The organism is Denitratimonas tolerans (genome assembly GCF_037203605.1).
GTDB lineage: Bacteria > Pseudomonadota > Gammaproteobacteria > Xanthomonadales > Xanthomonadaceae > Denitratimonas > Denitratimonas tolerans.
In genome coordinates this window covers 17783-41645 of the sequence record NZ_JBBDHC010000015.1, presented here as the reverse complement: position 1 = coordinate 41645, position 23863 = coordinate 17783, and the positions used below count along the sequence as shown (strand labels likewise).

General features: G+C 70.3%; 15 protein-coding genes and 1 pseudogene. 8 read left to right on the top strand and 8 right to left on the bottom strand.

The window, feature by feature from the left end:
• Positions 1 to 40: 40 nt before the first annotated feature.
• Positions 41 to 2227, bottom strand: a complete 2187-nt coding sequence (locus WB794_RS10515) for a TonB-dependent receptor (protein ID WP_337335802.1) — start codon at positions 2225 to 2227, stop codon at positions 41 to 43.
• 120 nt (positions 2228 to 2347) lie between these two features.
• On the opposite strand from WB794_RS10515, the gene WB794_RS10510 reads away from it, so the two are divergent.
• Together WB794_RS10510 and WB794_RS10505 are read left to right on the top strand one after the other, a co-directional pair.
• The gene (locus tag WB794_RS10510) at positions 2348 to 2770 is read left to right on the top strand and encodes a MerC domain-containing protein (RefSeq protein WP_415926679.1); all 423 of its coding nucleotides are present in this window, start codon (positions 2348 to 2350) and stop codon (positions 2768 to 2770) included.
• Between the two features lie 118 nt (positions 2771 to 2888).
• Positions 2889 to 3047 carry a 30S ribosomal protein THX gene (locus WB794_RS10505; protein WP_337335801.1) on the top strand — a complete coding sequence of 53 codons (159 nt, stop codon included), beginning with the start codon at positions 2889 to 2891 and terminating at the stop codon, positions 3045 to 3047.
• A 99-nt stretch (positions 3048 to 3146) separates the two neighbouring features.
• On the opposite strand, the gene metK is transcribed toward WB794_RS10505, so the two are convergent.
• Positions 3147 to 4385: a methionine adenosyltransferase gene (gene metK, locus WB794_RS10500; protein WP_337335800.1), complete on the bottom strand. Its 1239-nt coding sequence runs from the start codon at positions 4383 to 4385 to the stop codon at positions 3147 to 3149.
• Positions 4386 to 4504: 119 nt separating this feature from the next.
• Positions 4505 to 5113, bottom strand: a complete 609-nt coding sequence (coaE, locus tag WB794_RS10495) for a dephospho-CoA kinase (RefSeq protein ID WP_337335799.1) — start codon at positions 5111 to 5113, stop codon at positions 4505 to 4507.
• Positions 5114 to 5310: 197 nt separating this feature from the next.
• Between coaE and WB794_RS10490 the strand changes: the two genes are divergently transcribed.
• From WB794_RS10490 to WB794_RS10480, 3 genes are read left to right on the top strand one after another with little or no spacing between them, the layout of a single operon-like run.
• Positions 5311 to 6204, top strand: coding sequence for a fructose bisphosphate aldolase (locus WB794_RS10490; protein ID WP_337335798.1), 894 nt, complete (start codon positions 5311 to 5313; stop codon positions 6202 to 6204).
• 45 nt (positions 6205 to 6249) lie between these two features.
• The gene (locus WB794_RS10485; protein WP_337335797.1) at positions 6250 to 7290 is read left to right on the top strand and encodes a glycosyltransferase; all 1041 of its coding nucleotides are present in this window, start codon (positions 6250 to 6252) and stop codon (positions 7288 to 7290) included.
• On the top strand, positions 7287 to 8012 hold the full coding sequence (locus tag WB794_RS10480; RefSeq protein ID WP_337335796.1) for a DUF2461 domain-containing protein: 726 nt from the start codon (positions 7287 to 7289) through the stop codon (positions 8010 to 8012). The genes WB794_RS10485 and WB794_RS10480 overlap by 4 nt, the downstream gene beginning before the upstream one ends.
• An 86-nt stretch (positions 8013 to 8098) precedes the next feature.
• On the opposite strand, the gene WB794_RS10475 is transcribed toward WB794_RS10480, so the two are convergent.
• The 3 genes from WB794_RS10475 to WB794_RS10465 form a co-directional block, all read right to left on the bottom strand.
• On the bottom strand, positions 8099 to 11050 hold the full coding sequence (locus WB794_RS10475; protein WP_337335795.1) for a S8 family serine peptidase: 2952 nt from the start codon (positions 11048 to 11050) through the stop codon (positions 8099 to 8101).
• 132 nt (positions 11051 to 11182) lie between these two features.
• Entirely contained in the window at positions 11183 to 12325 is a 1143-nt protein-coding gene (locus WB794_RS10470; RefSeq protein WP_337335794.1) for a hypothetical protein, read from the bottom strand.
• Positions 12322 to 13797 carry a GMC oxidoreductase gene (locus WB794_RS10465; protein ID WP_337335793.1) on the bottom strand — a complete coding sequence of 492 codons (1476 nt, stop codon included), beginning with the start codon at positions 13795 to 13797 and terminating at the stop codon, positions 12322 to 12324. The genes WB794_RS10470 and WB794_RS10465 overlap by 4 nt, the downstream gene beginning before the upstream one ends.
• Between WB794_RS10465 and WB794_RS10460 the strand changes: the two genes are divergently transcribed.
• Positions 13756 to 16458, top strand: coding sequence for a serine/threonine-protein kinase (locus WB794_RS10460; RefSeq protein WP_337335792.1), 2703 nt, complete (start codon positions 13756 to 13758; stop codon positions 16456 to 16458). The genes WB794_RS10465 and WB794_RS10460 overlap by 42 nt on opposite strands.
• Here the strand turns inward: WB794_RS10460 and WB794_RS10455 are convergent.
• Both WB794_RS10455 and WB794_RS10450 read right to left on the bottom strand, forming a co-directional pair.
• Positions 16455 to 18596 carry a glycosyltransferase gene (locus WB794_RS10455; RefSeq protein WP_415926682.1) on the bottom strand — a complete coding sequence of 714 codons (2142 nt, stop codon included), beginning with the start codon at positions 18594 to 18596 and terminating at the stop codon, positions 16455 to 16457. The genes WB794_RS10460 and WB794_RS10455 overlap by 4 nt on opposite strands.
• A 561-nt stretch (positions 18597 to 19157) precedes the next feature.
• Positions 19158 to 19607 (bottom strand): annotated as a pseudogene (locus tag WB794_RS10450) (glycosyltransferase); the annotation flags it as partial.
• A gap of 1467 nt (positions 19608 to 21074) precedes the next feature.
• On the opposite strand from WB794_RS10450, the gene mrcB reads away from it, so the two are divergent.
• Positions 21075 to 23306: a penicillin-binding protein 1B gene (mrcB, locus tag WB794_RS10445; protein WP_337335791.1), complete on the top strand. Its 2232-nt coding sequence runs from the start codon at positions 21075 to 21077 to the stop codon at positions 23304 to 23306.
• On the top strand, positions 23303 to 23836 hold the full coding sequence (locus tag WB794_RS10440; RefSeq protein ID WP_337335790.1) for a tetratricopeptide repeat protein: 534 nt from the start codon (positions 23303 to 23305) through the stop codon (positions 23834 to 23836). Before mrcB ends, WB794_RS10440 begins: the two co-directional genes overlap by 4 nt.
• The last annotated feature ends 27 nt before the right edge of the window (positions 23837 to 23863 follow it).

Here is a 23863-nt window from a genome sequence, read left to right as displayed (position 1 = left end):
TGCCCGCAGCCGTGCCGCGGGCATCCACGCATTCCGCCTCTCAGAAGTACATGCGCATCCCGAACGCCACGGCGCGGCCGGGCAGCGGCGCGTAGTCGCGCAGCAGCGAAGTGTGCGGGCGGGCTTCCTGATTGCCCAGGTTGGTGCCGTCGAGGAACACCTCCCAGCTTGCCGCGGGCCTGTCCCAGCGGTAGGCCAGATGCGCGTCAACCAGCGTGTAGCCCGGGCTGGGGGCCTCGCTGTCGGCCACGCGGTTCTGGGCCTGGTGGCGCACGGCACCGGCCGAGACGCTCAGGCCGCCGGACGCCCATGCCAGGCTGGCACCAAAGCGCGCGGGTGCCAAGCGCGGAATGTTGCCCTCGTTGGACAGTTCCACGGTGTGGTGGTGGGCATGGTCACCGTGCGGCACGGCGAGCGCGACGCTGCGGCTGCCGCTTCCGTCGAGCCGGGCGCGCACGGTGTCGCCGAAGACGCGCAGGTCGAGCCGGCCGGCGGCGGCATCGAGCAGGTGAAACACCGCCTCCGCTTCGGCTCCGTTGAACAGGGCGTCCTGCTGTGCCCACAGCCGGACCGGCACCCCGTCCGCCTCGATCCCGGTGTCGGCCAGATAGATGAAGTCGGTGAAGCGGGTCTGGTAGATCGCCGCCTTGAAGGTCATCCGCGCGGTGTGCGCGTGCAGGCCGAATTCGGCGCGGTTGGCGCGCTCGGTGTCGAGGCCGGCGTCGCCGATTTCGAGCGAGCGCGTGGCCACGTGCAGGCCGGCGGCGTACAGCTCCTCGTTGATCGGCGCGCGCTCCGAGCGGTCCAGGCCCAGGCGCAGGTCGATGGCGTCGCTGACCTGCCAGATGGCGTCCGCCGACAGGTTGACCAGACCGAAGCTGTGCGCGCTCTCCAGGTCCGGGTCGAGCTTCACCCGATCATGGCGGGCGCCCAGCTCCACCTTGACCGGGGCAAAGGTCTTTTCCTGCAGCACGAAGGCCCCGAGCGTTCGGGTTCGGGTGGCGGGGACGAAGGCTTCCGCGCCCACGGCATCGAAGCGGGACTGGCCGAACTGCAGGCCGAACGCGCCGCGCCAGCCGGCGATGTCCTTCTGCACCGCCTCGATGCGCCCTTCGATGCCGCGGTTGTCGAACACGGTGCCCCGGTCCGCACCCTCGAACTCGGTATGCGTGTAGTCGGTGTAGGCCAGGCGCAGGTCCACGCGCTGCAGGAAGGCGAGCGGGTCGTAGATGCCGCCGCGCAGGTCCCAGCGGTTCTGCACCAGGTCGATGCGCACGCGGCTCTCATCCTGCCCGTGTTCATCGTCGTCATGGTCGTCATCGCCCTGGTCGTGGCCATGATCGTCCTCGTCACCGTGCGCGTGGGTCCCGTCGGGGATGCCGTAATTGCTGCGGTAGCTGGAGCCTGCCAGGCCGAAGTAGCCGCGTTCGCCAAACCGGGTCGCGCCGATGCCGGCGGCGCGGGTGCGAAGCGAGCTGTTTGGCAGCAGGCCGGGGACCTGCGGCTCGTCCTCGTCGTGATCGTGGCCATCCTCGTCGTGGTCTTCCAACCGCGCCACGCCGGGGATATCGACATCGCCGGCATTGCGCACCAGGCCGTCGACATGCAGCACCCAGTCGCCGCTCATCCCGTCGAGCCGGAACATGCCGGTGCGTTCGTCGCTGACGCTGTTGCCGCGCACCTCGGCGCGACCGGAAAGCGGTGCGTCAGGCAGTTCCGTGGCGATGCGGCCGTCGACCACGTTGATCGCGCCGCCGATCGCGCCGCTGCCGAACAGCAGGGTCGCCGGACCCTTCAGCACCTCGATCTGGTCGGCCAGAAACGGCTCGACGCTGACCGCGTGATCGGCGCTGACGGTGGATACGTCCATCGTCGCCAGTCCGCTGGAAAGGATCTGCACGCGCGGGCCTTCCTGGCCGCGGATGATCGGACGGCTCACGCCCGCGCCGAAGTCGCCGCCCTGGACGCCGGGCAATCCGGACAGCGTTTGCCCGAGCGTGGCCGCCTTGCTGCGCTCCAGCGCCTCGCCCGCGAGCACGTCGACCGGCGCGGCAATGTCCTCGGCCGAGGTGCGCATCGGCGTTGCGGTGACGGTGATTTCGTCGAGCGTTTGCGCCGTTCGCGCGGTGCCGTCTGTGGCATCGGCGGCGGCGAGGCGCGGGGAGGCGGCAATGGCCAGTGCAATGGTGCAGGCGAGCGGAGCGTGGCAAATCGTCTTGGGGAACATGGGCGTCCAGGGCTGTGGCACGTGTCCCGGAAGTGGGACCTTTCGGCTGGAATGTTATCAAGTAACATTTTGCAGGTCATGTTATAGTGTTTCGCAAAGACGACACGTGTTCCGGAAGTCATGGAAGTATCCCGCTCCAGCTGCCAAGTCGATCGATTCCAGCGCACCGGCGACCGCGTCGGCATGTGGACATCGTTTTTATGTGCGGTGCACTGCGCGCTGCTGCCGCTGGCGCTGGCGGTGCTGCCCACGCTTGGGCTGAGCGTGGTGGGGCGAGTGGACATCGATCAGGCGTTCGTGGTGTTCGCCACGGTGCTGGCCATCGCCTCGCTCGCCGTGGGCTACCGCCGCCATCGTGCCTTCCTTGCGTGGCTGCTGCTGGCACCGGGCCTGCTGCTGGTCTGGGCCAACGCCTTCTCCCCGCTGCACGACCATTCGCTCTGGCACGCGGTGATGATGGCGGCCGGAGGGCTGCTGATCGCGGTCGCGCACCTGGTCAATTACCGCCTGTCCCACCTCACCGCGCCTGACCGGACGGCGTGAGTTTCGCGCGCCGGTGATTCCGCCTGCGGGGCGAGCTTGCGCGGTGGCGAAGCGATGGTAGGCTAATCGGCCGCGCGCTGCGCGAGACATCCGATTCCGCGAAAAAGGAGCAATACCGATGGGCAAGGGCGATCGCAAGACGGCCAAGGGCAAGCGCTATTCCAGCAGTTACGGCAACACCCGCCCGCACCGCGCGGCCAGCGCCGAGGCGGTGCCGGTCGCCGTCGTGGCCAAGGCTCCGGCGGCACGCAAGACGGCGGCAAAGAAAAAGGCCTGAGTCCGCAGCCGGCTGACATGAGAAAGGGGGAGCGGCATGCCGCTCCCCCTTTTCGTTTCCACCGGCGACGGCACGCGCCCGACGGGCGCGGTCGATCGCTTACTTCTTCCTGAGACCGGCGGCCTCGCGCAGGGCCTGGGCGCGATCCGTGCGCTCCCAGGAGAAGGACGTCGCCGTCCTGGTCTTTTCCGCGCCGTCCGTGTAGCTGATTTCCTTCGGCTTGCGGCCGAAGTGGCCATAGGCCGCCGTGGGCTGGTAGATCGGATGGATCAGGTCGAGCATCTTGATGATGCCCCACGGGCGCAGATCGAAGTGGGCGCGGATCAGCTTCTCGATCTTCGCATCCTCGATCTTGCCGGTGCCGAAGGTGGTCACCGAGATCGAGGTCGGCTCGGCCACGCCGATGGCGTAGCTGAGCTGGATTTCGCAGCGGTCGGCCAGACCGGCATCCACGATGTTCTTGGCGACGTAGCGCGCGGCATAGGCGGCCGAACGATCAACCTTGGACGGATCCTTGCCGGAGAACGCGCCGCCGCCGTGACGGGCCATGCCGCCGTAGGTGTCGACGATGATCTTGCGCCCGGTCAGGCCGCAGTCGCCCATCGGCCCGCCGATGGCGAAGATACCGGTGGGATTGATGTGGACCTTGCTCTTGGGCAGCTTTTCCAGCCACTCCTTGGGCAGCACCGGCTTGAGGATGTGCTCGTACACGCCCTCGATGATCTCCTTGTGCTTGATCGCCGGATCGTGCTGGGTGGAAAGCACGACCGCGTCCAGACCGACGATGCGGTCGCCGTCATAGCGCAGCGTGACCTGGCTCTTGGCGTCCGGGCGCAGCCAGGGCAGGGGCGAGTTCTTCTTCTTGCGAACCTTGGATTGTTGCTCCACCAGCCGGTGGCTGTAGTAGATCGGCGCCGGCATGTGCTCGGGCGCTTCGCGGCAGGCGTAGCCGAACATCAGGCCCTGATCGCCGGCACCCTGTTCTTCGGGCTTCTTCTTGTTCTTGCCCGCGCCGTCGACGCCGGCGGCGATGTGGGTCGACTGCTTGCCGATCAGGTTCATCACCGCACAGGTGTGCCCATCGAAACCCACTTCCGAGCTGGTGTAGCCGATGTCGGAAATCACCTTGCGCGCGATCTCCTCGATGTCGACCCAGGCCGAGGTGGTAATTTCGCCAGCCACGATGGCCACGCCGGTCTTCACCAGCGTCTCGCAGGCCACGCGCGCCGCAGGATCCCTGGCGATGATGGCGTCGAGCACGGCGTCGGAAATCTGGTCGGCGATCTTGTCCGGATGGCCTTCAGACACCGATTCGGAGGTGAAGAGATGGGTGCTCATTGTTTCTGTTTATCCCTTGATGCGGATGGAAGGATCAAAAGTGGGGGCGCATGATACCCCTTCGTTCCCGGCGCTGCATCAATGCCCGTTGAACGAAGGCGGGCACGGCGCGTGCTGGATCAGCGCCCGGCCAGCGCGGCGTAGCGCGCGTGGAGGCGTACCACGATGGCATCCAGGGCGTCGATGGGGCCGTCGTTGGTGATCACGTCGTCCGCGATCGCAAGCCGCGCGGCGCGGTCGGCCTGCGCCGCCAGCATGCGTTCGGCGGCGCCGCGATCCATGCCGTCGCGCGCCATGGCGCGCGCGATCTGGATCTCGCGCGGCACGTCGACGACCAGGATGCGGTCGAGCCAGCCGTAACGGTCGATGCCTTCGGCCAGGAGGGGAACCGCGACGAGGGCGCAGGCCGGTCCGGGCGCGTGCGCCAGGGCCTTGAGCCGGGCGTGCACGCGCGGGTGCAGGATCGCGTTCAGGCGCTCGCGCGCCGCCGCGTCGCCGAAGACCGCGGTACGCAGCGCCGCGCGGTCGAGGCGGCCGTCCGCGGCGAGCAGGTGCGTTCCGAACGCGCCGGCGATCTCGCCCAGCGCGGGCTGGCCGGGTTCGACCAGCTCGCGGGCGACGAGATCGGCGTCGAACACCGGGACGCCGCGTGCGGCGAATTTTCCGGTCACGGCCGACTTTCCCGAGCCGATGCCGCCGGTGATGCCGATGACGAAGGGAGGGTGCACGCGGATTCCTCGGGCGGAGCAGGCCACAGCGTACCCGCTGCGCCCCGGCGGCGCGTCGATCCCGGCCGCAGTTGGGGCGCGGGCCGCGCGTTCCAGCGGGGCACCGGCCGCGCCGGGCCGGACTGCGGATTTCACCGCGAGCCGGTAACATTGCCAGTTCACTTCGCGCCTCAACCCACCCGCAGGAGACACGGATCGTGGCCATCAACCAGCAGCAGCGTGACAAGATCGCATCCGGCCAGGGCTTCATCGCCGCGCTCGACCAGAGCGGCGGCAGCACGCCCAAGGCGCTTCGCCTCTACGGCATCGAGGAATCCGCCTACAGCGGCGAAGCCGAGATGTTCGCGCTGGTGCATCGGATGCGCGAGCGCATCGTCACCAGTCCCGCGTTCAATGGCGAGCGCATCGTCGGTGCGATCCTGTTCGAGCGCACCATGGACGACGACTTCGGCGGCAAGAGCGCGGTTGAGTTCCTGTGGAAAGACAAGGGCGTGGTGCCTTTCCTCAAGATCGACAAGGGCCTGATGGACGAGGCCGATGGCGTGCAGCTGATGAAGCCCAATCCCGGTCTGGACGCGCTGCTGGCGCGCGCCAAGGCCAAGGGCGTGTTCGGCACCAAGGAGCGCTCGGTCATCAAGGCCAACAACCCGTCTGGAATCGCTGCCGTGCTCGACCAGCAGTTCGAGGTGGCGCGCCAGGTGCTGGCCGCGGAACTGGTGCCGATCATCGAGCCGGAGGTCGACATCAAGGCCGCCGACAAGGCCGCCATCGAGGTCGAGATGAAGAAGGGCCTGCTGGCGCGCCTGGACACCATCGATCCGGCGACGCCGGTGATGCTCAAGCTCACCCTGCCCAGCGTGGACGGGTTCTTCAAGGAGCTGGTCGAACACCCGAGCGTGCTCAAGGTCGTTGCGCTGTCGGGCGGCTATTCGCGCGAGAAGTCCAACGAACTGCTGGCGAAAAACCCCGGCGTCATCGCCAGCTTCAGCCGCGCGCTGACCGAGGGGCTGAGTGCGCAGCAGGACGAGGCCGCGTTCAATCAGGCGCTGGACGCGGCGATCGAATCGATCTACCGCGCGTCGATCGCCTGACCGGGCAGCGCCCGCGCGCAGATGCGACGGGCAACTGAAGCGGCCATGCGTATCGTCCATCTGATCCTCACCCGCCGCTTCGCCGGAAGCGAGCGCTATGCCGTGGAACTGGCCAATGCGCAGGCGCAGGCCGGTCACGATGTGACCATGGTGCTGCGCCGGGTGGCCACGGAAGACCGGCCCGATGCGATCGCGCATCGCCTCGATCCTGCGGTGCGCGTGGAGGCCGTGGGCCTGCTTTCGCCGGTCTGGCAGGCGCGGCGGATCGTGCGGCGCCTGCGTCCTGACGTAGCGCACGCACACCTGAGTGGTGCCTGCCGAGCGCTGCACGGGCTGCGCGGCGAATGCCTGCGCGTGGCCAGCTTGCATGTGGCCTACAAGTCGCGCCAGCACGCGGATCTGGATGCACTCATCGCCATCGCGCCCTGGCAGCTTCCCGCCATCCCGCCGGCGCTGCGCCCGCACAGCGTCCAGATCGACAACTGGACGCGCGCGCAGCCCGCCGCGCCCGACGCGCGCGCGCGCATACGAGCCGGCGCGCGCATTGCACCCGATGCCTTCGTGTTCGGTGCGCTTGGACGGGTGGAGCGCAGCAAGGGGCTCGACGTGCTGGTGGAAGCCTGGAAGCGCGCCGACCTGCCGATCGAGGCGCGCCTGGTGATTGTCGGGCAGGGCGAGGCTTTCGATGCGTTGCGCAAAATCGCGCCGCGCGAGGTGGTGATGCCCGGCTTCGTCAGCGATCCGCAGGACTGGATGGCCGCGTTCGACGTGTTCGTGAGCGCGGCGCGGCGCGAACCCTTCGGTCTGGTATTGCTGGAGGCCATGGGTGCCGGGCTGCCGATCCTGGCCAGCGCCAGCGAAGGCGCGCGGCACCTGGCCGAGGTGATCGGCACGCCGCTGCTGCCGATCGATGATCCGGAGGCGCTGGCAGAGGCCTTGCGCGAGACGTTTTCGCAGCGCCCGGCGCGACGCGCGTATCCGATGGAGCGCTTCGACCTCGCCGCGCGCGTGGCCGACATCGAGGCCTTCTACCGGCGGGAGCTGGCCGCCCTCGGCAGGGACCGAGTTGGCCCGGAGCCGGCATGAGCCCCCGCACCGACACCTCTGGCGTGCACGCCGCGGCGGATGACTACTTCAGCAACCGCAGCCTGCGGTTCCTGCACCGGCTCGCCGCCAACAACACCAAGCCCTGGTTCCAGGCGCACCGCGCCGACTACGAAGCCCACGTGCGCGAGCCGTTTCTGCGGCTGGTCGGCGATCTGCAGCCGGCGCTGGCCGCGATCAGCCCGCACTATCGCGCCGATCCGCGCAAGCAGGGCGGTTCGCTGTTCCGCATCCATCGCGACGCGCGCTACAGCCGCGACAAGTCGCCCTACAAGACCTGGCAGGGCGCGCGCTTTTTTCACGAGCGGCGGCGCGAGGTGGCTTCGCCGTCCTTCTACGTCCAGCTCCAGCCGGGCGGGAGCTTCGTCGGTGCCGGGATCTGGCAGCCTGAGCCCGAGGTGCAGCGGCGCATCCGCCAGTTCATCTTCGACAACCCGGCAGGCTGGCAGACGGCCATCGGCGCGCCGCGCGTTCGCGCAAGCTTCGTGCTGGAGCGCGAAGGATCCATGGTGCGCGCGCCGCGCGGCTATCCGGCCGACTCGCCTCTGATCGAGGATCTCAAGCTGCGCAGCTGGACGCTCTGGCGTCCGCTCGACGATGCCACCGTGGTCGGCCCGGGCCTGCGCGCCGCGCTGGAGGCGGATTTCGCCACGCTCGCGCCCTTGGTCGATTACCTTTGCGCGGCGCTCGACCTGGACTTTTGAGCGGCGGTCCGCAGCGCGCGGACGTGCCGTAAGCGGAATCCGCCGCGGTGGCCCCGCCGCAGGAGCGGGGCCACCGCGCGAGCCGGCTACTTGACGAAGTTCGCCGTGACCGAGGTTGCGGCGGTCGGCTGCAGGCGGCAATAGCCTTCCGCCGTGATCGAGGCGCAGGCCGGCGTTCCCATGGTCGGGGAAATCCAGCGCGTGAAGGCCGAATCCGGGGCCGCGATCGGAACCAGTTCGTAGGTCGTCGCGGTGGGCGCGATGCGGCAGGGGAAGGCCGTGCACACCGCCAGCGGCGCATCGCCACCGGCGGCTCGCACCAGGACCACGCCGCTGCCTTCGCCGACGGTGTTCAGGGTGACCACCGGCTTGGACGGCGCGCCGCTGAAGCCGACGGACACCGGGCGCTCGCTCGAAACCCGCATGCGGCAGTCGCCCTGCGGGGTGATCGAATCGCACTGGCTGGCGATCCAGCCGCTGAAAGCCGAGCCGGTCGAGGGCGAGGCGATCAGGTCGAAGGTCGCATCGGGCAGCCCGACGGTGCAGGGGAAACCCGCGCAGGTGGCGGCGGTCGCGCCGGTCGCCACGCGCCGCATTGCCACCGTGCCGGCCCCCAGGCCCGAATGCGTCATGACGATGCGCTTGCCGGCGACCGTGTAGCCGGCCCGCAGCGAGGCACCGCTGAAGCTTTCGTAGGCATGCAGCAGGATGTAGTGCATTCCGCGCTGCGGGTTGGGGATATAGATTTCCTCGTTGCCGGCGGGGTTGCCGGAAACGAACTGCTCGTTCCAGTCCGGCGTCGGCACGCCGCCGCGGCGCACGAACAGGTCCAGGTCCCGGCTGGCGCGCGTGGTGATCCACAGGTCGGTGGCACCCTGCGGCACGTCCACCTTGAAGTAGCGTCCGCCGCCCTGCGGTGCCGAGATGCCGGTCATGGGCACATCGGCGCTGACGGTGCGGCCGCCCTGCGGGCCGAGCGCGTAGTGGGCGAACAGGCGTGCGCCCGAATAGTCCGGCGCGCCCTTGATCATGATGTAGTAGATCCCCGCCAGCGGTGCCGGGAATTCGCACAGTTCGTTGTTGCCGTGGAGGTAGGGACGGCAGTCGTACTGGCTCTCGTTCGGTTCGGTGCCGTGGCGCACGTAGAGGTCGGCATCGCCGCTGCCGCCGCTGAGCCGGATCCTGAGCGACTCCGAGCCGGAAGGCACGTGCAGCGAGTACATGCGCGCCAGACCGCCCTGCGCGGACAGATCGGCGATCGCCTGGCCGCGGCTCAGGCCGGTGACCGGCACCTTGAAGTGGGCCAGCGCGGCGTGCGCCTGGTTCGCCGCCAGGGTGCAGGTGCTCCCGCTGCCGGAGCAGGCGCCCGACCAGCCGGTGAAGGTCGATCCGGTGGCGGCGGCCGCGGTCAAGGTGACGCTGGTGCCCTTGCTGAAGGTGTTGGAGCAGCGCGCGCCGCAGTCGATGCCGCTGGGCGAGCTGGTGATCCGGCCCGAGCCGATGCCGGCGCGGGTCACGGAGATCGGCAGTCGGGTGATCGCCTGATTGCCGGCGGCGCGTACCGCGGCTTCCGCGTTGACCAGTCCGACGCCGCAGCCGCCGGTGCAGTGGCCAGGGAACGGTTTGGCGGTGTCGCGCAGCAGGGTGCGGACTTCGGCGGGCGAGAGCGAGCCCTTGCGCGCCAGGACCAGTGCGGCAACGCCGGAAACGTGCGGCGTGGCCATCGAGGTACCGGCCATGTAGTAGTAGCCCGCTTCATTCTGTCCCTGCTCGCCGCTGTTGAGCGTGGAGAGGATGAGGTCCGGGTAGTCGTTCTCGCAGTCCCTGCAGTCCCCGCCGGGTGCCGCGAGGTCCACCAGCTCGCCGTAGTTGGAGTACGACGCGCGGATGCCGGCGCGGTTGCTGGCACCCACGACGAGCACGCCGCTGCAGTTGGCCGGGCGCTGGGTGGCCGCATGTGCGTCATCGTTGCCGGCGGCCGCGATCACCACGGCCTTGCGCGCGTTCGCGGCATCGACCGCGTTCTGGTAGGTCGGGCCGCACATGCCCTCGCCACCGAGGCTGAGGTTGATGATGCGCGCAGGCGTCGCGTTCGCCGGGACGCCGGGCACGGTGCCGCCAGCCGCCCAGATGATCGAGTCGGCAATGTCGGCCACGGTGCCGCCGCAGCGGCCCAGGGCGCGCACGTGCTGCACCCTGGCACCGAACGCGACGCCGGCCACGCCGATGCCATTGTTCGCCTGGGCGGCGGCGATGCCGGCAACGTGGGTGCCGTGCCAGGAGGACTTCTTCGACGGCTCGACTCCCGGACCGCAGTCGCCCGGTTCGTGCCAGTCGCCCTCGTCGTTGGGGTTGGCGTCGCGACCGTCGCCGTCGCGCGCGGTTTCCTCACTGGAGATGAAGTCGTAGCCCGCGACGGTCTGTGCGTCGAGGTCCGGGTGCGGGGTGCCGCCGGTATCCACGACTGCGATGACGATGCCAGAGCCGGTGGACATGTCCCACGCGGCCGGGGCGCTGATGCCGCCGACCGGATCGCTCAGGCCCCACTGCAGGGCGTAGTGCCGGTCGTTCGGGACCAGTGCCGGGTAGGCGCGGGCGTTCGGTTCGACCGCCACGATGTCCGGATTGGCCGCCAGCGTCGCCATCCAGGCATTCGCGTCTTCACCGGCAAGGCGGGTTCCGTTCAGGCGAACGAGGTGGCCACCCGTGGCGAGCTGGCGCTCGTGGCGCGCCGCGAAGCCGAACGCCTTCCCCATGCGTGCGAGGTCCGCATCGATCGCCTTGCGGGTGCGGCTGGCCGCTGCGGATTTTTCTTCCCCGGCGGGCGCATCGTCGCGGTAGTAGACGATGAAGCCGTCGAAGGATTCGCCCGGCTGGCCGGCATCGAACAGGACGCGTTCGGCCAACGCCGAGCGGGTGTCGATCCGGCCCGGATCGGCAGCCAGCGCGCTGCCGGCGACGGCGGCGCAGGTGGTTGCCACGGCCAGCGTCAACAGGGGCCGGCGCACGATCTGGTACAGGGAGGTGATGGGGGACACGTGGGATTCTCCTGAGGTGCCGGCGCTCCGCACGACGCGCGGTGGGAGTGATGATTTTGCCAGAATTGTGAGCAGGATCGCGTCCTGGTGCCGGACCAGAGGCTGGGCCGGCATGAAATGTGACGTTCTGCCTCAGGGGCGGATTTCGAACAGGCCGACCGTCAGTTCTTCACCGGAGTGGATGTGACGAAGACGGATGCTGACCGTGCCGGGGGATTCCAGCAGCGCCAGCGGCACCCGTGAGGTGATGCCGCGATCGGTGCGGGTGGCGGGGAGGCGGTCGTCGCCAAACACCAGCTGCACGTTGTTGGGCGCGCACGGTAGAAGGAACCACATGCCCTGCGAGCCGTCGGGCTGCGCATTCTCCGCCACGCCGACCGTCGTTTCCGTCGGACCCCATCCGGTGACGGGGCAGAAAATGGAGGAGCGCGTTCCGTCCTCCCTGACCGCGCGCTCGGCCATTGGCCGCACCACCAGTTCGCCGATCGGCTGCACAGTGTCGTTCACCGGGTCGTAAAGCTCGACCCGATAGCTGCCCGGCGTGGCGAGGATCCGTTCCTGCAGGCTGCCGAAGATCCCCGAGGTGAAGCCGGCTTCGGACACGGTGGTGGGGCTTTCCTGGCCATCGATGCGGACCTTGACCCAGTCGGGCGCGCCTGGCGCGACGAACCAAAGCCCGCTGTGGCCATCGGGCTGCACGTTGAACTTCGATCCCTGCTCGGTGGTGCGTGGCCCCCAGTTGGTGATTTCGACGATGGCCGCAGGCGGTTGCCCGGGCGCTTTCGCGGCATCGGAAGCAGCCGCGCCTGTCGCAGCGCCCGCCGCCGGGAGCGGCGTGGCCGTGTTTGACGCCCGGGACGGCGCCGGCGCATCGTGCATGAGGTGCCAGCGCAGGCCGGCCAGGTCGCACTCGGTCTGGCTCAGCGTCCAGCCGTCCACCCGGCAAGTGCGCGCTGCGGCAAAGTCGGCGCGCACCCGTTCGCCCAGGCGCGCCTCGATTGAGGCGCGATCACTCAAGGCACCCTCTAGATGACTGCCCAGGCGCTCGATGAGCGCGTCGGCGGAGGTTCCGGGCGCACTGCCCTCCGCCACGATGCGGCCGACGCCCTGAGTGCCGTCGAGGCCGGCGAGCAGGGTGTCGAACGCACGTCCCAGGCCGGTGTTGTTGGCCGGCGGCGCGAAGGCGTCGCGGATCGTGCCCCAGGGCGTCACGAAGCCGGTCGCGGTGGCACCCGCCGCGATGACCGCCACGCACAGGTCGCGTCGGGTGATCATGTCCCTGCCTCCGCCGATTCGCCCGCCCAGCGGCTGGCAAGCCGGATCGCCAGCGCCACGATGGTCAGGGTCGGATTGGAATAGCCGTAACGGGGAAACAGCGCAGAGCTCGCCACGTAGAGGTTCTCCATGTCATGGATGCGCCCGTCCGCATCGGCGACGCCGTCCTTGGGATCATGCGCGAAGCGGACGGTGCCCAGGTGGTGGTTGGCACCGTTGACCGAGGCCAGGCGCGCGGGGGTGGCTTCATACGTCAGGCGCGTGCGGCCCTGTCCGCTTTGCGCCAGCACGGTACCGAGGTCGTCGAAGAAGGCGAGGGCCGACGCGGTGTCCTGCGGGTGGAGGCGCCAATCCAGGTGCGCCCGGCGCAGGCCCAGTTCGCAGCGGGTGTCGGTCAGGGTGATGCGGCTTTCCGGATGCGGGCGCGGTTCCACGATCATCTGCGCGCGGTAGCTCCAGAACGCACGGGTGGAAAAGCCCAGCGCCGCGTGCGTTGCGTAGCTTGCAGGCAGCGAATCGTCGGCCGGATCGTGGGCGAGCATCAGGCACACGTTCTGACGCCCGGCCTGGCGAAGTGCGCCCGGCGAGGGTGCCAGCACCGGCATCACCGCCGTGTCCTGATCGGCCATGCGCCGGTAGCCGAGCTCCGCCGGTGCCAGCACGGTACCGGGGCTCACGCCGTAGTGGTCGGCAAAATACCGTCCCAGGTGCGGTGAACGCAGGCCCTCGCCGTCATCGGAGGCATCGCCGCGCAGGTTCAACAGGGTGCGGGTGGTTTCCAGTCCGCCCTGTGCCAGGACGAAGCGGCGGGCGGAAATCCGGACCGGCTTTCCGTCAAGCGCCCGGGCCGAGGCCGAAACGATGCGATCCCCGCGCCGCTCCAGAGCAAACAGGTTGGCATGCAGCAGGCCGTCGAGGTTGGACTGGCCGGCCAGCTCGTCCGCGTAGCGCGCGCCGAAGCGGGTCGGGGGACTGAAGCGGAACAGGTGTTCGGCCACCGGGCTGCCGGCCGGCAGGTCGAGGAACCGCTGCGGCTGGCGGGCGCGAACTTCATCCGGGTCATAGCGATTGCTCGGGATCTCGCACCAGACGTGGGCCGACGCAAGATAGGGCTGCAGATCATCCAGCGTGACCGGCCAGTCCGGCACAGACCAGGCCGCCGGCGCGGTGAAATCCGCCGGATCAAGCGGTTTGCACCAGCCGCCCCAGTGACCGGAGGTGCCGCCCAGCATCCGGCGGCGCGAGGCCGCGACTGCATAGGATTTGGCAGCCAGCCCGACGTCGTAGAGGATGCGTTCGCGCTCGCTGGCCAGGCTGCGCCCGCCGCCTTCGAGCAGGACGATGCGCCAGTCGGGACGGCGTCGCGCCAGTTCCAGCGCCAGCACGATGCCGGCCGGCCCGGCACCGCAGATGCAGACATCGGCGTCGAGGTGGCGGGGAGGCTGCGGCGTCAGGTTGAGATCGGTCAGCAAGAAAGACGTTCCGGAGGGAGCGAAGAGTCGGCGCTCCCGAGCGAAGATGAAAAAAATGTTACAGGCCGCACTCCGCAAAAGGCAAAGCGCGCCGCCGGCCCGGGGCACGCGCCGCGGCGACCCCCCCCCATCTTGCTATGCTTGCGCGACGGGTGCCTGCCCTTTCCATCGCCTGCCCGCCGGGTGGTGGATGCACGACCCTCAGGCGCGGACACACCACCACAACCCCAGGGGGCAGGCTTGGACATTGCCGGATACCGGATCGTGCGGACGCTCGGACGCGGGGGCATGGCGACCGTGTATCTGGCGCTGCAGGAATCGGTGCAGCGCGAAGTCGCGCTCAAGGTGATGTCGAAGGCGCTGCTGGGGGACGAGCAGTTCGGCGAGCGTTTCCTGCGCGAGGCGCGCATCGCCGCCAGGCTCCGGCATCCCAACGTGGTGCAGGTGCACGACGTGGGGGTGAGCGGCGAGCACCACTACATTGCCATGGAATACTTGCCCGGCGGTCCGGTGATGGGGCGGATCGGCGAGCCGCGGCCCGTGGCCTTCGCGCTCAGGGTCGTGCGCCAGATCGCCGGCGCGCTCGATTACGCCGGTGCGCACGGCATCGTGCATCGGGACATCAAGCCCGACAACATCCTGCTGCGCGAGGACGGCAGCGCGGTGCTGACCGACTTCGGCATCGCCCACGCCAGCGACGCCAGCCGCATGACGCGCACCGGCGCGATCATCGGCACCCCGCACTACATGAGCCCGGAGCAGGCGCGCGGGCTGCCGCTGGACGGGCGCGCCGACCTCTACAGCCTGGGCATCCTGCTGTACGAGATGCTGGTGGGCAAGGTGCCCTACCAGGCCGAGGACTCGCTCGCGGTGGGCATCATGCACATCACCGCGCCCATGCCGCGGCTGCCGGAAGATCTGGCCTGGCTGCAGCCGGTGCTCGACGGCCTTCTGGCCAAGGATCCGGACGGGCGCTACCAGAGCGGTGCGCAGGTGGTGGCGGCGATTCGCGGCATCGAGCAGGCGTCCAGTGAGCTGCGCGAGACGCGCGTGACGCCGCCTGCCGACGCGGCGCAGTTGCCGCCGCAGCGGTACGACGAGCCTCGCCTCGGGCGCATCGACGAAGTCCTGCGGACCCCGGCGCGATCGCGCGGCGCGCCAGCCAGCCAGTCCGGGCGCGGCCTGCGCTGGCTCTTGGCCGGCCTGCTGGTCGCCGTGCTCGCCGGAGGCGCGCTGTACCTGTTCCAGGACCAGATCCGCGCCGGCCTGCCGGTGACCCGCATGAACAGCCTGCTGCTGGCTGCGGATGAGGCGCTCGATCAGGGCAACCTGTCGGGCAGCGACACCAGCGCCCGCGAGCTGTACCTGGCCGCGCTGGCGCTGGATCCGGACAGCCTCGCCGCGCGCCGCGGCGTGCGTGAGGTCGGGCAGCGGCTCGTTGCCGCGGCTCGGGCCGCCCTCCAGAACGGTGATTCGGCGCCGGCGCGTGAACTCGTCGCGCAGGCGGCCGTGCTGGGCTTGTCCGCGACCGATGTGGCCGAGCTTTCGCGCAGCCTCCAGGTCGTGGACGCGCGTGAAGTCGCGATGGTCGATCTGCTCGACGCGGCGCGCAGCGCGCTGGACGCCGGGCGGCTGGACGAAGGCGAGGACGGCGCGGTCGCCCTGTACCGGCGCATCCTGGCATCGGATCCGGGCAATGCGGTGGCGCTTGCGGGCCTGCGCGACGTGCTCGACCAGCTGCTCGCGCAGGCCGCTGAGCGTATTGCCGCCGGCGAGCCCGACGCCGGTTCGTCCCTGATCGAGCGCGTTGCCGCGCTGGATCCGTCCCACCTCGGTCTGCCGGAGGCCCGGGCGCGCCTGGCCGCGGCGCGGCAGGCGCGTGCGGACGATCTCGCTGCGCGCGTGGACGCCGCCGATGCGCTGCTGGCGCGCGGACACCTCGTGCCCCCGCGCCAGCCCAATGCGCAGGAGGCCTATCAGGCGGTGCTGGCCGATGATCCGGCGCAGGCGCGCGCGCGCGCGGGCCTGCGCAAAGTGGCGACGGCGCTGCTCGGTCAGGCCACGCATCGCATCGACGACTACCGCTTCGACGAGGCCCGGAACCTGATCGACCGGGCCGAGACGCTGGCCCCGGACCTGACCGCAGTCGCCACGACGCGCCGGCACCTCGAAGACGTGCGTACGCGGCGGCAGCGGGCGCAGCAGGGCGATTCAGCCGATGCCGCGGACCTGCCGGACCTGCTTGCGCGCGCGCGCGCCGCAGCCGACGCCGGGCAGTTCCTCGCGCCGCCCGGCGACAGCGCCTACGACCTCTATCGCGCGGCGCTCTCCAGGGCGCCGGGCAACGCCGAGGCGCGCGCCGGGCTCGCCGGCCTGCCGGATCGGGCGATGCGGCGCTTCGAGGAAGCCATGGTGGCCAATCGACTCAGCGCCGCACGCAGGGCGCTCGACGCCGTCGCGGCGATTTCCGCCGGCGATGCGCGACTGCCCGGTGCGCGCCAGCGCCTGGCGCGCAGCTACATGGCCTATGCCAGCGAACGCCTCGGTGCCGGCGAGATCGACCTTGCGGCACGCGCCTTCGATCAGGCGCGCGAGCTGGATCCGGGCAACACCGACCTGCCCGCCCTGCAGGCGCGGCTGGAGCAGGCGCGCGGCGGTTAGCCCAGCAGACGGCGCAGCGCGTCGCGCGCCGAATCGAAGGAGAAGTGGCGCGCCACGTTGGCGAGGCCGCCGTCGGAAAGTCGCGTCCACAGCTCCGGATCGCGGTAGGCGCGGATCACCTGGGCGGCGAACGCTTCCGGCGTCTCGGCCACCAGTACCTCGCGGCCCGGCTCGGCGTACATGCCTTCCACCGCGACGGGCGTGGCCACCACCGGCTGGCCGTAGCTCATGCTCATGTTGACCTTGCCCTTGACCCCGGCACCGTAGCGCAGCGGCGCGACCGCCAGGCGGCAGCCGTCGAGGAAGGGCTCGATGTCCTCCACGAACCCGTGGAAAACGACGCCGGGCAGCTCGCCCAGCGCCCTGACTTCGGCCGGTGCCTTGCTGCCGATCAGATGGAAGACCAGCTCCGGGATCTCGGCGTGCACGCGCGGCAGGATCTGCGTGGCGAACCAGACGGCGGCATCCACGTTGGGCGGATGCTGGTAGCCGCCGATGAACATGATGTCGGCGCGTTCGGAGAAATCCCGGCGACGCCCGAAGATCTCGTGCACGTTGGAAAGCACCTCCACCCGTGCGCCCGGCGCATCCTTCGCCAGCAGCTCTTTCTCCACCGGGCTCACGACCAGCGTCACGTCGCATTCCCGGATCAGGCGCAGCTCCTGCTCGCGGGTCTTTTCCGCGGTGCGCGCCATCTCGCTGCTGCCGGCCAGCTCGGCCGCACGCTGTTCGCGCAGGTAGTGGAGATCCACGGTGTCGAAGGCCAGCGTCGCGCGCGGCGCGTGACGGCGCACCAGGTCGACGTAGTTGGAGGCGATGTAGTGGCGCGAGACGAATACCAGGTCCAGGCGTGCGCCGTTGTGCTCGAACCAGCTCACCGGATCGCACAGGTGCGGGTGCCAGAGCACCTCCACGCCCATCTGCTGCAGCGCCGGCGTGTAGCGTTCCACCCAGGCGCGGTTGTCGGCGAAGAAGGTGACCGCATGCCCGTCCTCGCGCAGCAGGCGCAGGATGTTGCACAGGCGCACCGAGCCCGAGTCGTGGTCGGGCTGGGGCGTGGTGGCGTCGATCACCAGCACCTGCCTGCGGGCGCGGTGCTGGCGCGCCTTCACGATGTCCTGCGGCGCGGTGCGGGCCGGATCGGGGTGGCTGGCGAGGGCGTCCTTCCAGCGCGCGAAGAACTTTTCCTTGTTCACCACCTGATAGCGCTTGGTGCCGCTGGAGGTGTCGGTGCCCGAGCTGATGCCTTCGAAGTGCACCACCACCGAGGCCGGCTGGTAGAGCACGCGCAGCCCGGCCTGGCGCACCTTCATCGCCAGATCCGTGTCCTCGTAGTAAGCCGGCGCGTAGTGCGCATCGAAGCCGCCGAAGCGGCGGAACAGCGCCGTCGGCAGCGCGATCGCCGCGCCCGAGCAGTAGTCCACCTCGCGCACGAAGTTGTATTCGGGTTTGGCCGGATCGTCGAAGCGCCCGTAGTTCCAGCCCGAGCCGTCGGAGAACACGATGCCGCCGGCCTCCTGCAGCCGCCCGTCGGGGTAGACCAGCTTGGCACCGACCAGGCCGACATCCCGGTGTTCGTCGAAGGTGTCGATCAGGGCATCGAGCCAGCCGTCCTGCACCGCGGTGTCGTTGTTGAGGAACACCACGTAGTCGCCGCGCGCGTTCGCCGCGGCGGCGTTGCAGGCACCGATGAAGCCCAGGTTCCGGGCGTTGCGCTGGTAGCGCAGGCCGGCGATCACGGGCAGCACCGCGGCGGTTTCGTCGCTGGAGCAGTCGTCCACCACGATGATCTCGTGTGCGGTGGCGTTCGTCGTCTGCGCCAGCGAGCGCAGGCAGACCAGGGTAGCATCGAGGTGGTTGTAGACCGGGATCACGATGCTGACCGTGGGTGTGTCACTCACCGGCAGCGCGATGTCGCCCGCGTCGATGCCACCGCCGGCGTCCGGCAGCACCATGGGCGCAACCTGCGGCACCGGGCGCAGCTCCTGGCGAAGACGGTGCCAGGTGCCGCGCAGGCCGCGGCTGCGCAGGCTGATGAGGGCGCGGCACCAGGCGTTGACGAGGCGCTGGGCGCGAAACCGGATGCGTGAGACGAACTTCCCGGCCAGCCGGCTGGCGTAGCGCAGCGGACGGGTCATGCGCCAGGAGCGGCTGGCGAGGATGCGGTCGCGCTCGCGCTGCACCTCGTCGCGTTCGCGCACCGTCGCATCGCGCTCGTGGATCAGGGTCTGGACGTGTGCAGCGGCCGATTCCAGGGCGAGCGCGCGGTTGGCCAGTTCGGCCTCGCTTTCCTCCAGCTCCGCGCGCAGCGTCATGGCCCAGCGCGTGCGCTCGTCGAACTCGGCCTGCAGTTCGCCCAGGTCATCGTGCGCCTTGTCCAGGTCGCCGGCCAGGGATTTGGCCCATGCGGTGCGCTCGTCGAGCTGCTCCTGCAGCCGGTCGGCCCAGAGCGTGCGCTGCTCGACCTCGCGCTGGCGCGCGGCCAGCTCCTTGTGCGCGATCTCCAGGGCGATGACTGCGCGCGCGTGGTCGCGCTGCAGAACGCTGCGCCGCGCGGATTCGACCGGACCGGCGGGTGCCGGAGTGCCGCGCTCCGGGGCCGCAGCTGCCGGCAGCGCGGCCTCGTAGGCATCGGCCATGTCGGCCAGGGTGGGCAGGGTGCGCACCACGCGCAGCGGCGCGAGCGTGCTGCGGTCTTCGCGTAGCGCCGCCAGCGCCTGCGCGACCGCTTCGGGGGTGGCATCGACCAGGAGACCCGTCACGCCTTCTTCGATGCGCTCCACCAGCGCGCCCATGCGAGTGGCCAGCACCGGCACGCCCAGGCTCCACAGCTCGGAGAGCGTATAGCTGAAGGTTTCGGCCACCGTCACCGGGATCAGGGCCAGATCGGGGGCGAAGCGGCGCACCAGGTCGGGCAGTTCCTCGTGCCGGTAATCCATGCGCAGGTGGACGCCGGACTGGCCGAAGAAGCGCATCCCGGCGCGGCCGGTGCCGAGAAGCAGGAACTCGATGCGCGGATCACGCCGCGGCAGCAATCCAGCCAGCAGATCCTCGCCCTTGCCGCCGTTGATGCGGCCGAGCACCAGCACGCGCAGCCCGTCGCGAGGCGGCGGCTGAACGGCCTCGACCGGCACCGGCCAGGGTGCCATCCCATGCGGGACCAGGTGCCAGGGCAGGTTCGCCAGGCGCGGCTCGATGCGGGTGAGGTTGGCGTGGACGCTGCGACTGGGGCAGAACAGCGGGGTGCGCGCGGACAGCAGCGCGGCGACGTGGTCTTCGCGCAGCCGACGCCAGGCCGACGGGCGGGTTTCCGCGAACTGGAAGCGATCGTCGGTGTCGTCCAGCGCCGCGTCCAGCGCGCCGGGTGAGAAGTCCGCGCGCGCGTCGCCGAAGTCGGCGTGCAGAATCGGCCACAGCGGGTAGTAGTCGTGGCAGACCAAGGCGGTGGGCAGGCCGGTGCGCAGGGCGTCCAAGCCGTGGCCGATCAGCGAGGAAACGAGCACCTGACCCACGCCGTAGCGCCGCAGGACCCGATCCAGTACGGCACGGTATTCGCACGAAGCCAGCGCCGTGGCCTCGATGCCCAGCGCCAGCGGCCACGCGGCCAGCGGCGGGGCGTCGAGATCGTCATGCAGAGCCAGCCCCTCGCCCGGCGTGCGCCGCGCGCTGCTGCCGCGCGCGACCAGGGCGAGGTGGCGATAGCCGCGGCTGGCGCGCATCAGATCCGCGACGAAGCGCTGTACCCCGCCGCCCCAGCCGTGCAGGACGTGCAGCAGCACCGGGCGCGCGTCGCGTCCGACCGCGACGGGAATGCGCCCCTCCAGCGCCACGATGCGGTCGCGCAGCACGGTGATCGCGGCCGGGATGGCGGGCAGGTCGATGCCCGCGCCGGCGCAATCGACGTAAATGCTGTCGAGCAGGGCGGCCTGCAGGCCCGGCGGCAGCTCGCCCTCGGCTCCGGCCAGCGCGTCGAGGTCGGCCAGCGCCGACGCCCTCCACAAGGCGCAGGCCGGCAGCCACGCCGCGCACGGGATCGGCTCGCGTTCGGAAAGCATCCAGACGCAGGCATCGGCGTCATCGGTGGAGGCGGGGCGGGCCGCTTCCGCGAACGGATCGAAGGCCGCGATGCCCGGCGACAGCGGCGAGATGACGTCGAAACCCGGTTCCTGTGCCGCGCATAACCGGTGCCATGCGCCTTCGGGCAGGCGCGTGCCGCGCTCCAGCAGCAGGATGTCGCGGCCGGGGTGGGCGGTGGCGCAGGCGCGCAGCGCCGCCCAGGCAGGGCTGGCCTGCCCGTCGTGCGCGAACTGGAAGACCGCGACGTCCGCCGGAAGGCCGTCGGGCACGCCCGCTTCCGCATCCGTGCGCGAGGTTGCGGCGTAAAGGCAAAGGGTCGGTGGTGTGCTGGCGACCTGGGTCAACGAAATGCCGAGCGGGCTCGGTCCGGGACAAAAGATCGCCAATTATCCTCGCAATCGCCTCCGTGCTGCCAGCACGCAACCGCTACACTGTCGCCTGTCGTCTTTTCCCACGCCTGATCCTTGGCCGCACTCCCCACAAAGAACCGCACTGTCCGGTCGCAAAACCGGGGCTGGATCCGCCGTCTGCTGCCGCTGGTGCTGCTGGGTCTTGGGCTCGGGATCGGCTTTCTCGGCCCCTATGTCTGGATCGCGGACCGGCAGGTGCGCGCGGCTTTCGGTCGCCTGACCTGGCAGGTGCCCACGCGCGTGCTGGCGCAACCGCTGGAGCTGCTGCCCGAGGGCGCGATGACGCCCGAGACGCTGGAAGCCGAACTGGCCGCGTCCCGCTACATGAAGGTGGATGCGCCGCGCCGGCCGGGCAGCTACGCGCGCCAGGGCGGAAAGTTCACCATCGCCACCCGCGGCTTCAGCGACCTGGACGGAGCCTGGCCGGCACAGCAGGTTGCCGTGACGCTGGGCGGCGGCCGGGTGCGTTCGATCCGCAGCGGCGATCGCGCGCTGGCGCGGGTGCGGCTGGATCCTGCGCGTATCGCCACCCTCTACGGCGAAACCCAGGAAGAGCGCCGGCTGGTGCGGCTGGAGGACGTGCCGCCGCTTCTGGTCACTACCCTGCAGGCAGTCGAGGATCGCGGCTTCAAGCACCACCGCGGGATCGACTGGCGCGGCATCCTGCGCGCGGCCTGGGTCAACCTGCGCCACGGCGAGCTGCGCCAGGGTGCCAGCACGCTGACCCAGCAGCTGGTGCGGAACCTCTACCTCACCCGCGAACAGCGTCTCGGGCGCAAGCTGCGGGAAATGCTCTACGCCGTCATCATCGAGGCGCGCTTCGACAAGCGCACGATCCTCGAGGCCTATCTCAACGAGGTCTACCTCGGGCAGCAGGGCAGCCAGGCCGTGCACGGGGTCGCCGCGGGTGCCGATTTCTGGTTCGGGCGCGAGCTCGACCAGCTGTCGGAATCCGACATCGCGCTTCTGGTCGGGATGATCCAGGGACCTTCGCTGCACGACCCGCGCCGCAAGCCGGAAAGCGCGCTCAAGCGCCGCAACGTGGTGCTCGGGCAGATGCTCGAAACCGGGCTCATCACCCAGGCCGTACACGATGCCGCGCGCTCGCGCCCGCTGGCTGTCACGCCGGCCGGCAGCCTGTCGCGCAACCGCTATCCGGCCTTCATGGCGCTGGTGCGCGACCAGTTGCAGCGCGACTATGCGCCCGATGCGCTGCGCGGTGCAGGTCTGACCGTGCTGACCACGCTCTCGCCCTCGGCCCAGAACGCCGCCGAACGCGTCGTGGCCGGCCAGCTCGCCGCGCTGGAACAGAAGGGGCGGCCGGCGCTGCAGGCCGCGCTGGTGCTGACCGATACGCGGCAGGGCGAAATCCTGGCCGTGGTCGGCGCGCGTGACCGCAACGACCACGGCTTCAACCGCGCGCTCGACGCGCGCCGCCCGGTCGGCTCCCTGCTCAAGCCCTTCGTATACCTGCTGGCGCTCGCGCAGCCGGGTCGCTATGCCCTGGCCACGCGCGTTGACGATGCGCCCCTCACCCTGCGCCTGCCCGGCAACCGCAGCTGGAGTCCGGAGAATGTCGATGGACGCAGCCACGGCCGCGTGACCCTGCGCGATGCGCTGGTGCGCTCCTACAACCAGGCCACGGTGCGCATCGGCATGGAGGTCGGGGTCGAGCGATTGGCGCGGCTGCTGGGCGTGCTGGCCGCCATCGATGCGACGCCCAATCCGTCGCTCCTGCTCGGCGCGGTGGATCTCTCGCCGCTGCAGGTGACCCAGGCCTACCAGTTCCTCGCCTCCAGCGGCCAGATCCAGCCGCTGCGCGCGGTGCGCGGCGTGCTCGATCCCGACGGCGCGCCGCTGCAGCGCTACGACGCGGCACCCGCGCCGCCGCAGCGCGGCGACACCATCGCCGCGCGCCTGGTATCCCTCGCGCTGCAGGATGCGGTGCGTGAAGGCACCGCGCGCGCGTTGGGCACATCGGGCCTGGCCTGGCTCGACGCCGCCGGCAAGACCGGCACCAGCAACGACAGCCGCGACAGCTGGTTTGCCGGCTACACCGACGCGCACCTGGCCGTGGTCTGGGTCGGCAACGACGCCAACCAGCCCACGGGTTTGTTCGGTTCGACCGGCGCGATGAAGATCTGGGGCGAGCTGTTCGCACACGTGCCCACGCTGCCGCTGGCGGTCGACGAGGACGGCCTGGAATGGGCCTATGTGGACGCGGAAGAGTTTGCGTTGACCGATCCCGAGTGCCCCGGCGCACAGCGGTTCGTGTTCGTGGCCGGCGCTCTGCCCGTGGAAACCCGGCACTGCCGCCTGGCACAGTTGCGGCAATGGTTTGGCGCAGGAGAGGAACGATGAAGGCGAGGGCGCGAATCGGCAGGTTGGCTGCGTTCGTGATTGCAGCGCTGCTGGCGGGCGGGTGCGCCGCACCGCAGCTTCGGCCGGAGCCGGCACCGGTGCCCGAGCCGACGCGCGACGTGCTGGCCGAAGTGCGTGCGGCAGGCGTTGAAACCGACGCCGACGGCATTGACGTGACGCCGCTGCGCGAGGCCGTCGTGGATGACCTGCGCGAGCGCGCCGCCCGGCTTGAGGCCGAGCGCGATTACGCCGCCGCCGATGCCGCGCTGGAGGACGCCCTGCGCCTGGTCCCGGACAACCCCGAGCTGCTCCAGTGGCGCGCCGAGCTGGCGCTGGCGCGCGGTGCCTGGGATGACGCGGTGCGCCTGGCGAGCGAGTCCTGGGAGCGCGGCCCGCGCCTGGGCGGGCTGTGCCGCCGCAGCTGGACGGTGATCCGCCTGGCGCGCGAGCTCACCGGCTATCCGGACGCCGCCACCGCCGCGCAGAGCCAGATGACGCGCTGTACGGTCGAGCCGCCGGTGCGGATGTGAGCCGGTCGCAGGAGTACCTGAAGCCAG

Excerpts from the sequence above, each read along its gene's own strand:
- WB794_RS10480 (WP_337335796.1), top strand. The coding sequence starts at position 7,287 with ATGAGCCCCCGCACCGACACCTCTGGCGTGCACGCCGCGGCGGATGAC.
- WB794_RS10505 (WP_337335801.1), top strand. The coding sequence starts at position 2,889 with ATGGGCAAGGGCGATCGCAAGACGGCCAAGGGCAAGCGCTATTCCAGC.
- WB794_RS10515 (WP_337335802.1), bottom strand. The coding sequence starts at position 2,227 with ATGTTCCCCAAGACGATTTGCCACGCTCCGCTCGCCTGCACCATTGCA.
- metK (WP_337335800.1), bottom strand. The coding sequence starts at position 4,385 with ATGAGCACCCATCTCTTCACCTCCGAATCGGTGTCTGAAGGCCATCCG.
- WB794_RS10455 (WP_415926682.1), bottom strand. The coding sequence starts at position 18,596 with ATGACCCGTCCGCTGCGCTACGCCAGCCGGCTGGCCGGGAAGTTCGTC.
- WB794_RS10470 (WP_337335794.1), bottom strand. The coding sequence starts at position 12,325 with ATGATCACCCGACGCGACCTGTGCGTGGCGGTCATCGCGGCGGGTGCC.
- WB794_RS10510 (WP_415926679.1), top strand. The coding sequence starts at position 2,348 with ATGGAAGTATCCCGCTCCAGCTGCCAAGTCGATCGATTCCAGCGCACC.
- WB794_RS10440 (WP_337335790.1), top strand. The coding sequence starts at position 23,303 with ATGAAGGCGAGGGCGCGAATCGGCAGGTTGGCTGCGTTCGTGATTGCA.
- WB794_RS10485 (WP_337335797.1), top strand. The coding sequence starts at position 6,250 with ATGCGTATCGTCCATCTGATCCTCACCCGCCGCTTCGCCGGAAGCGAG.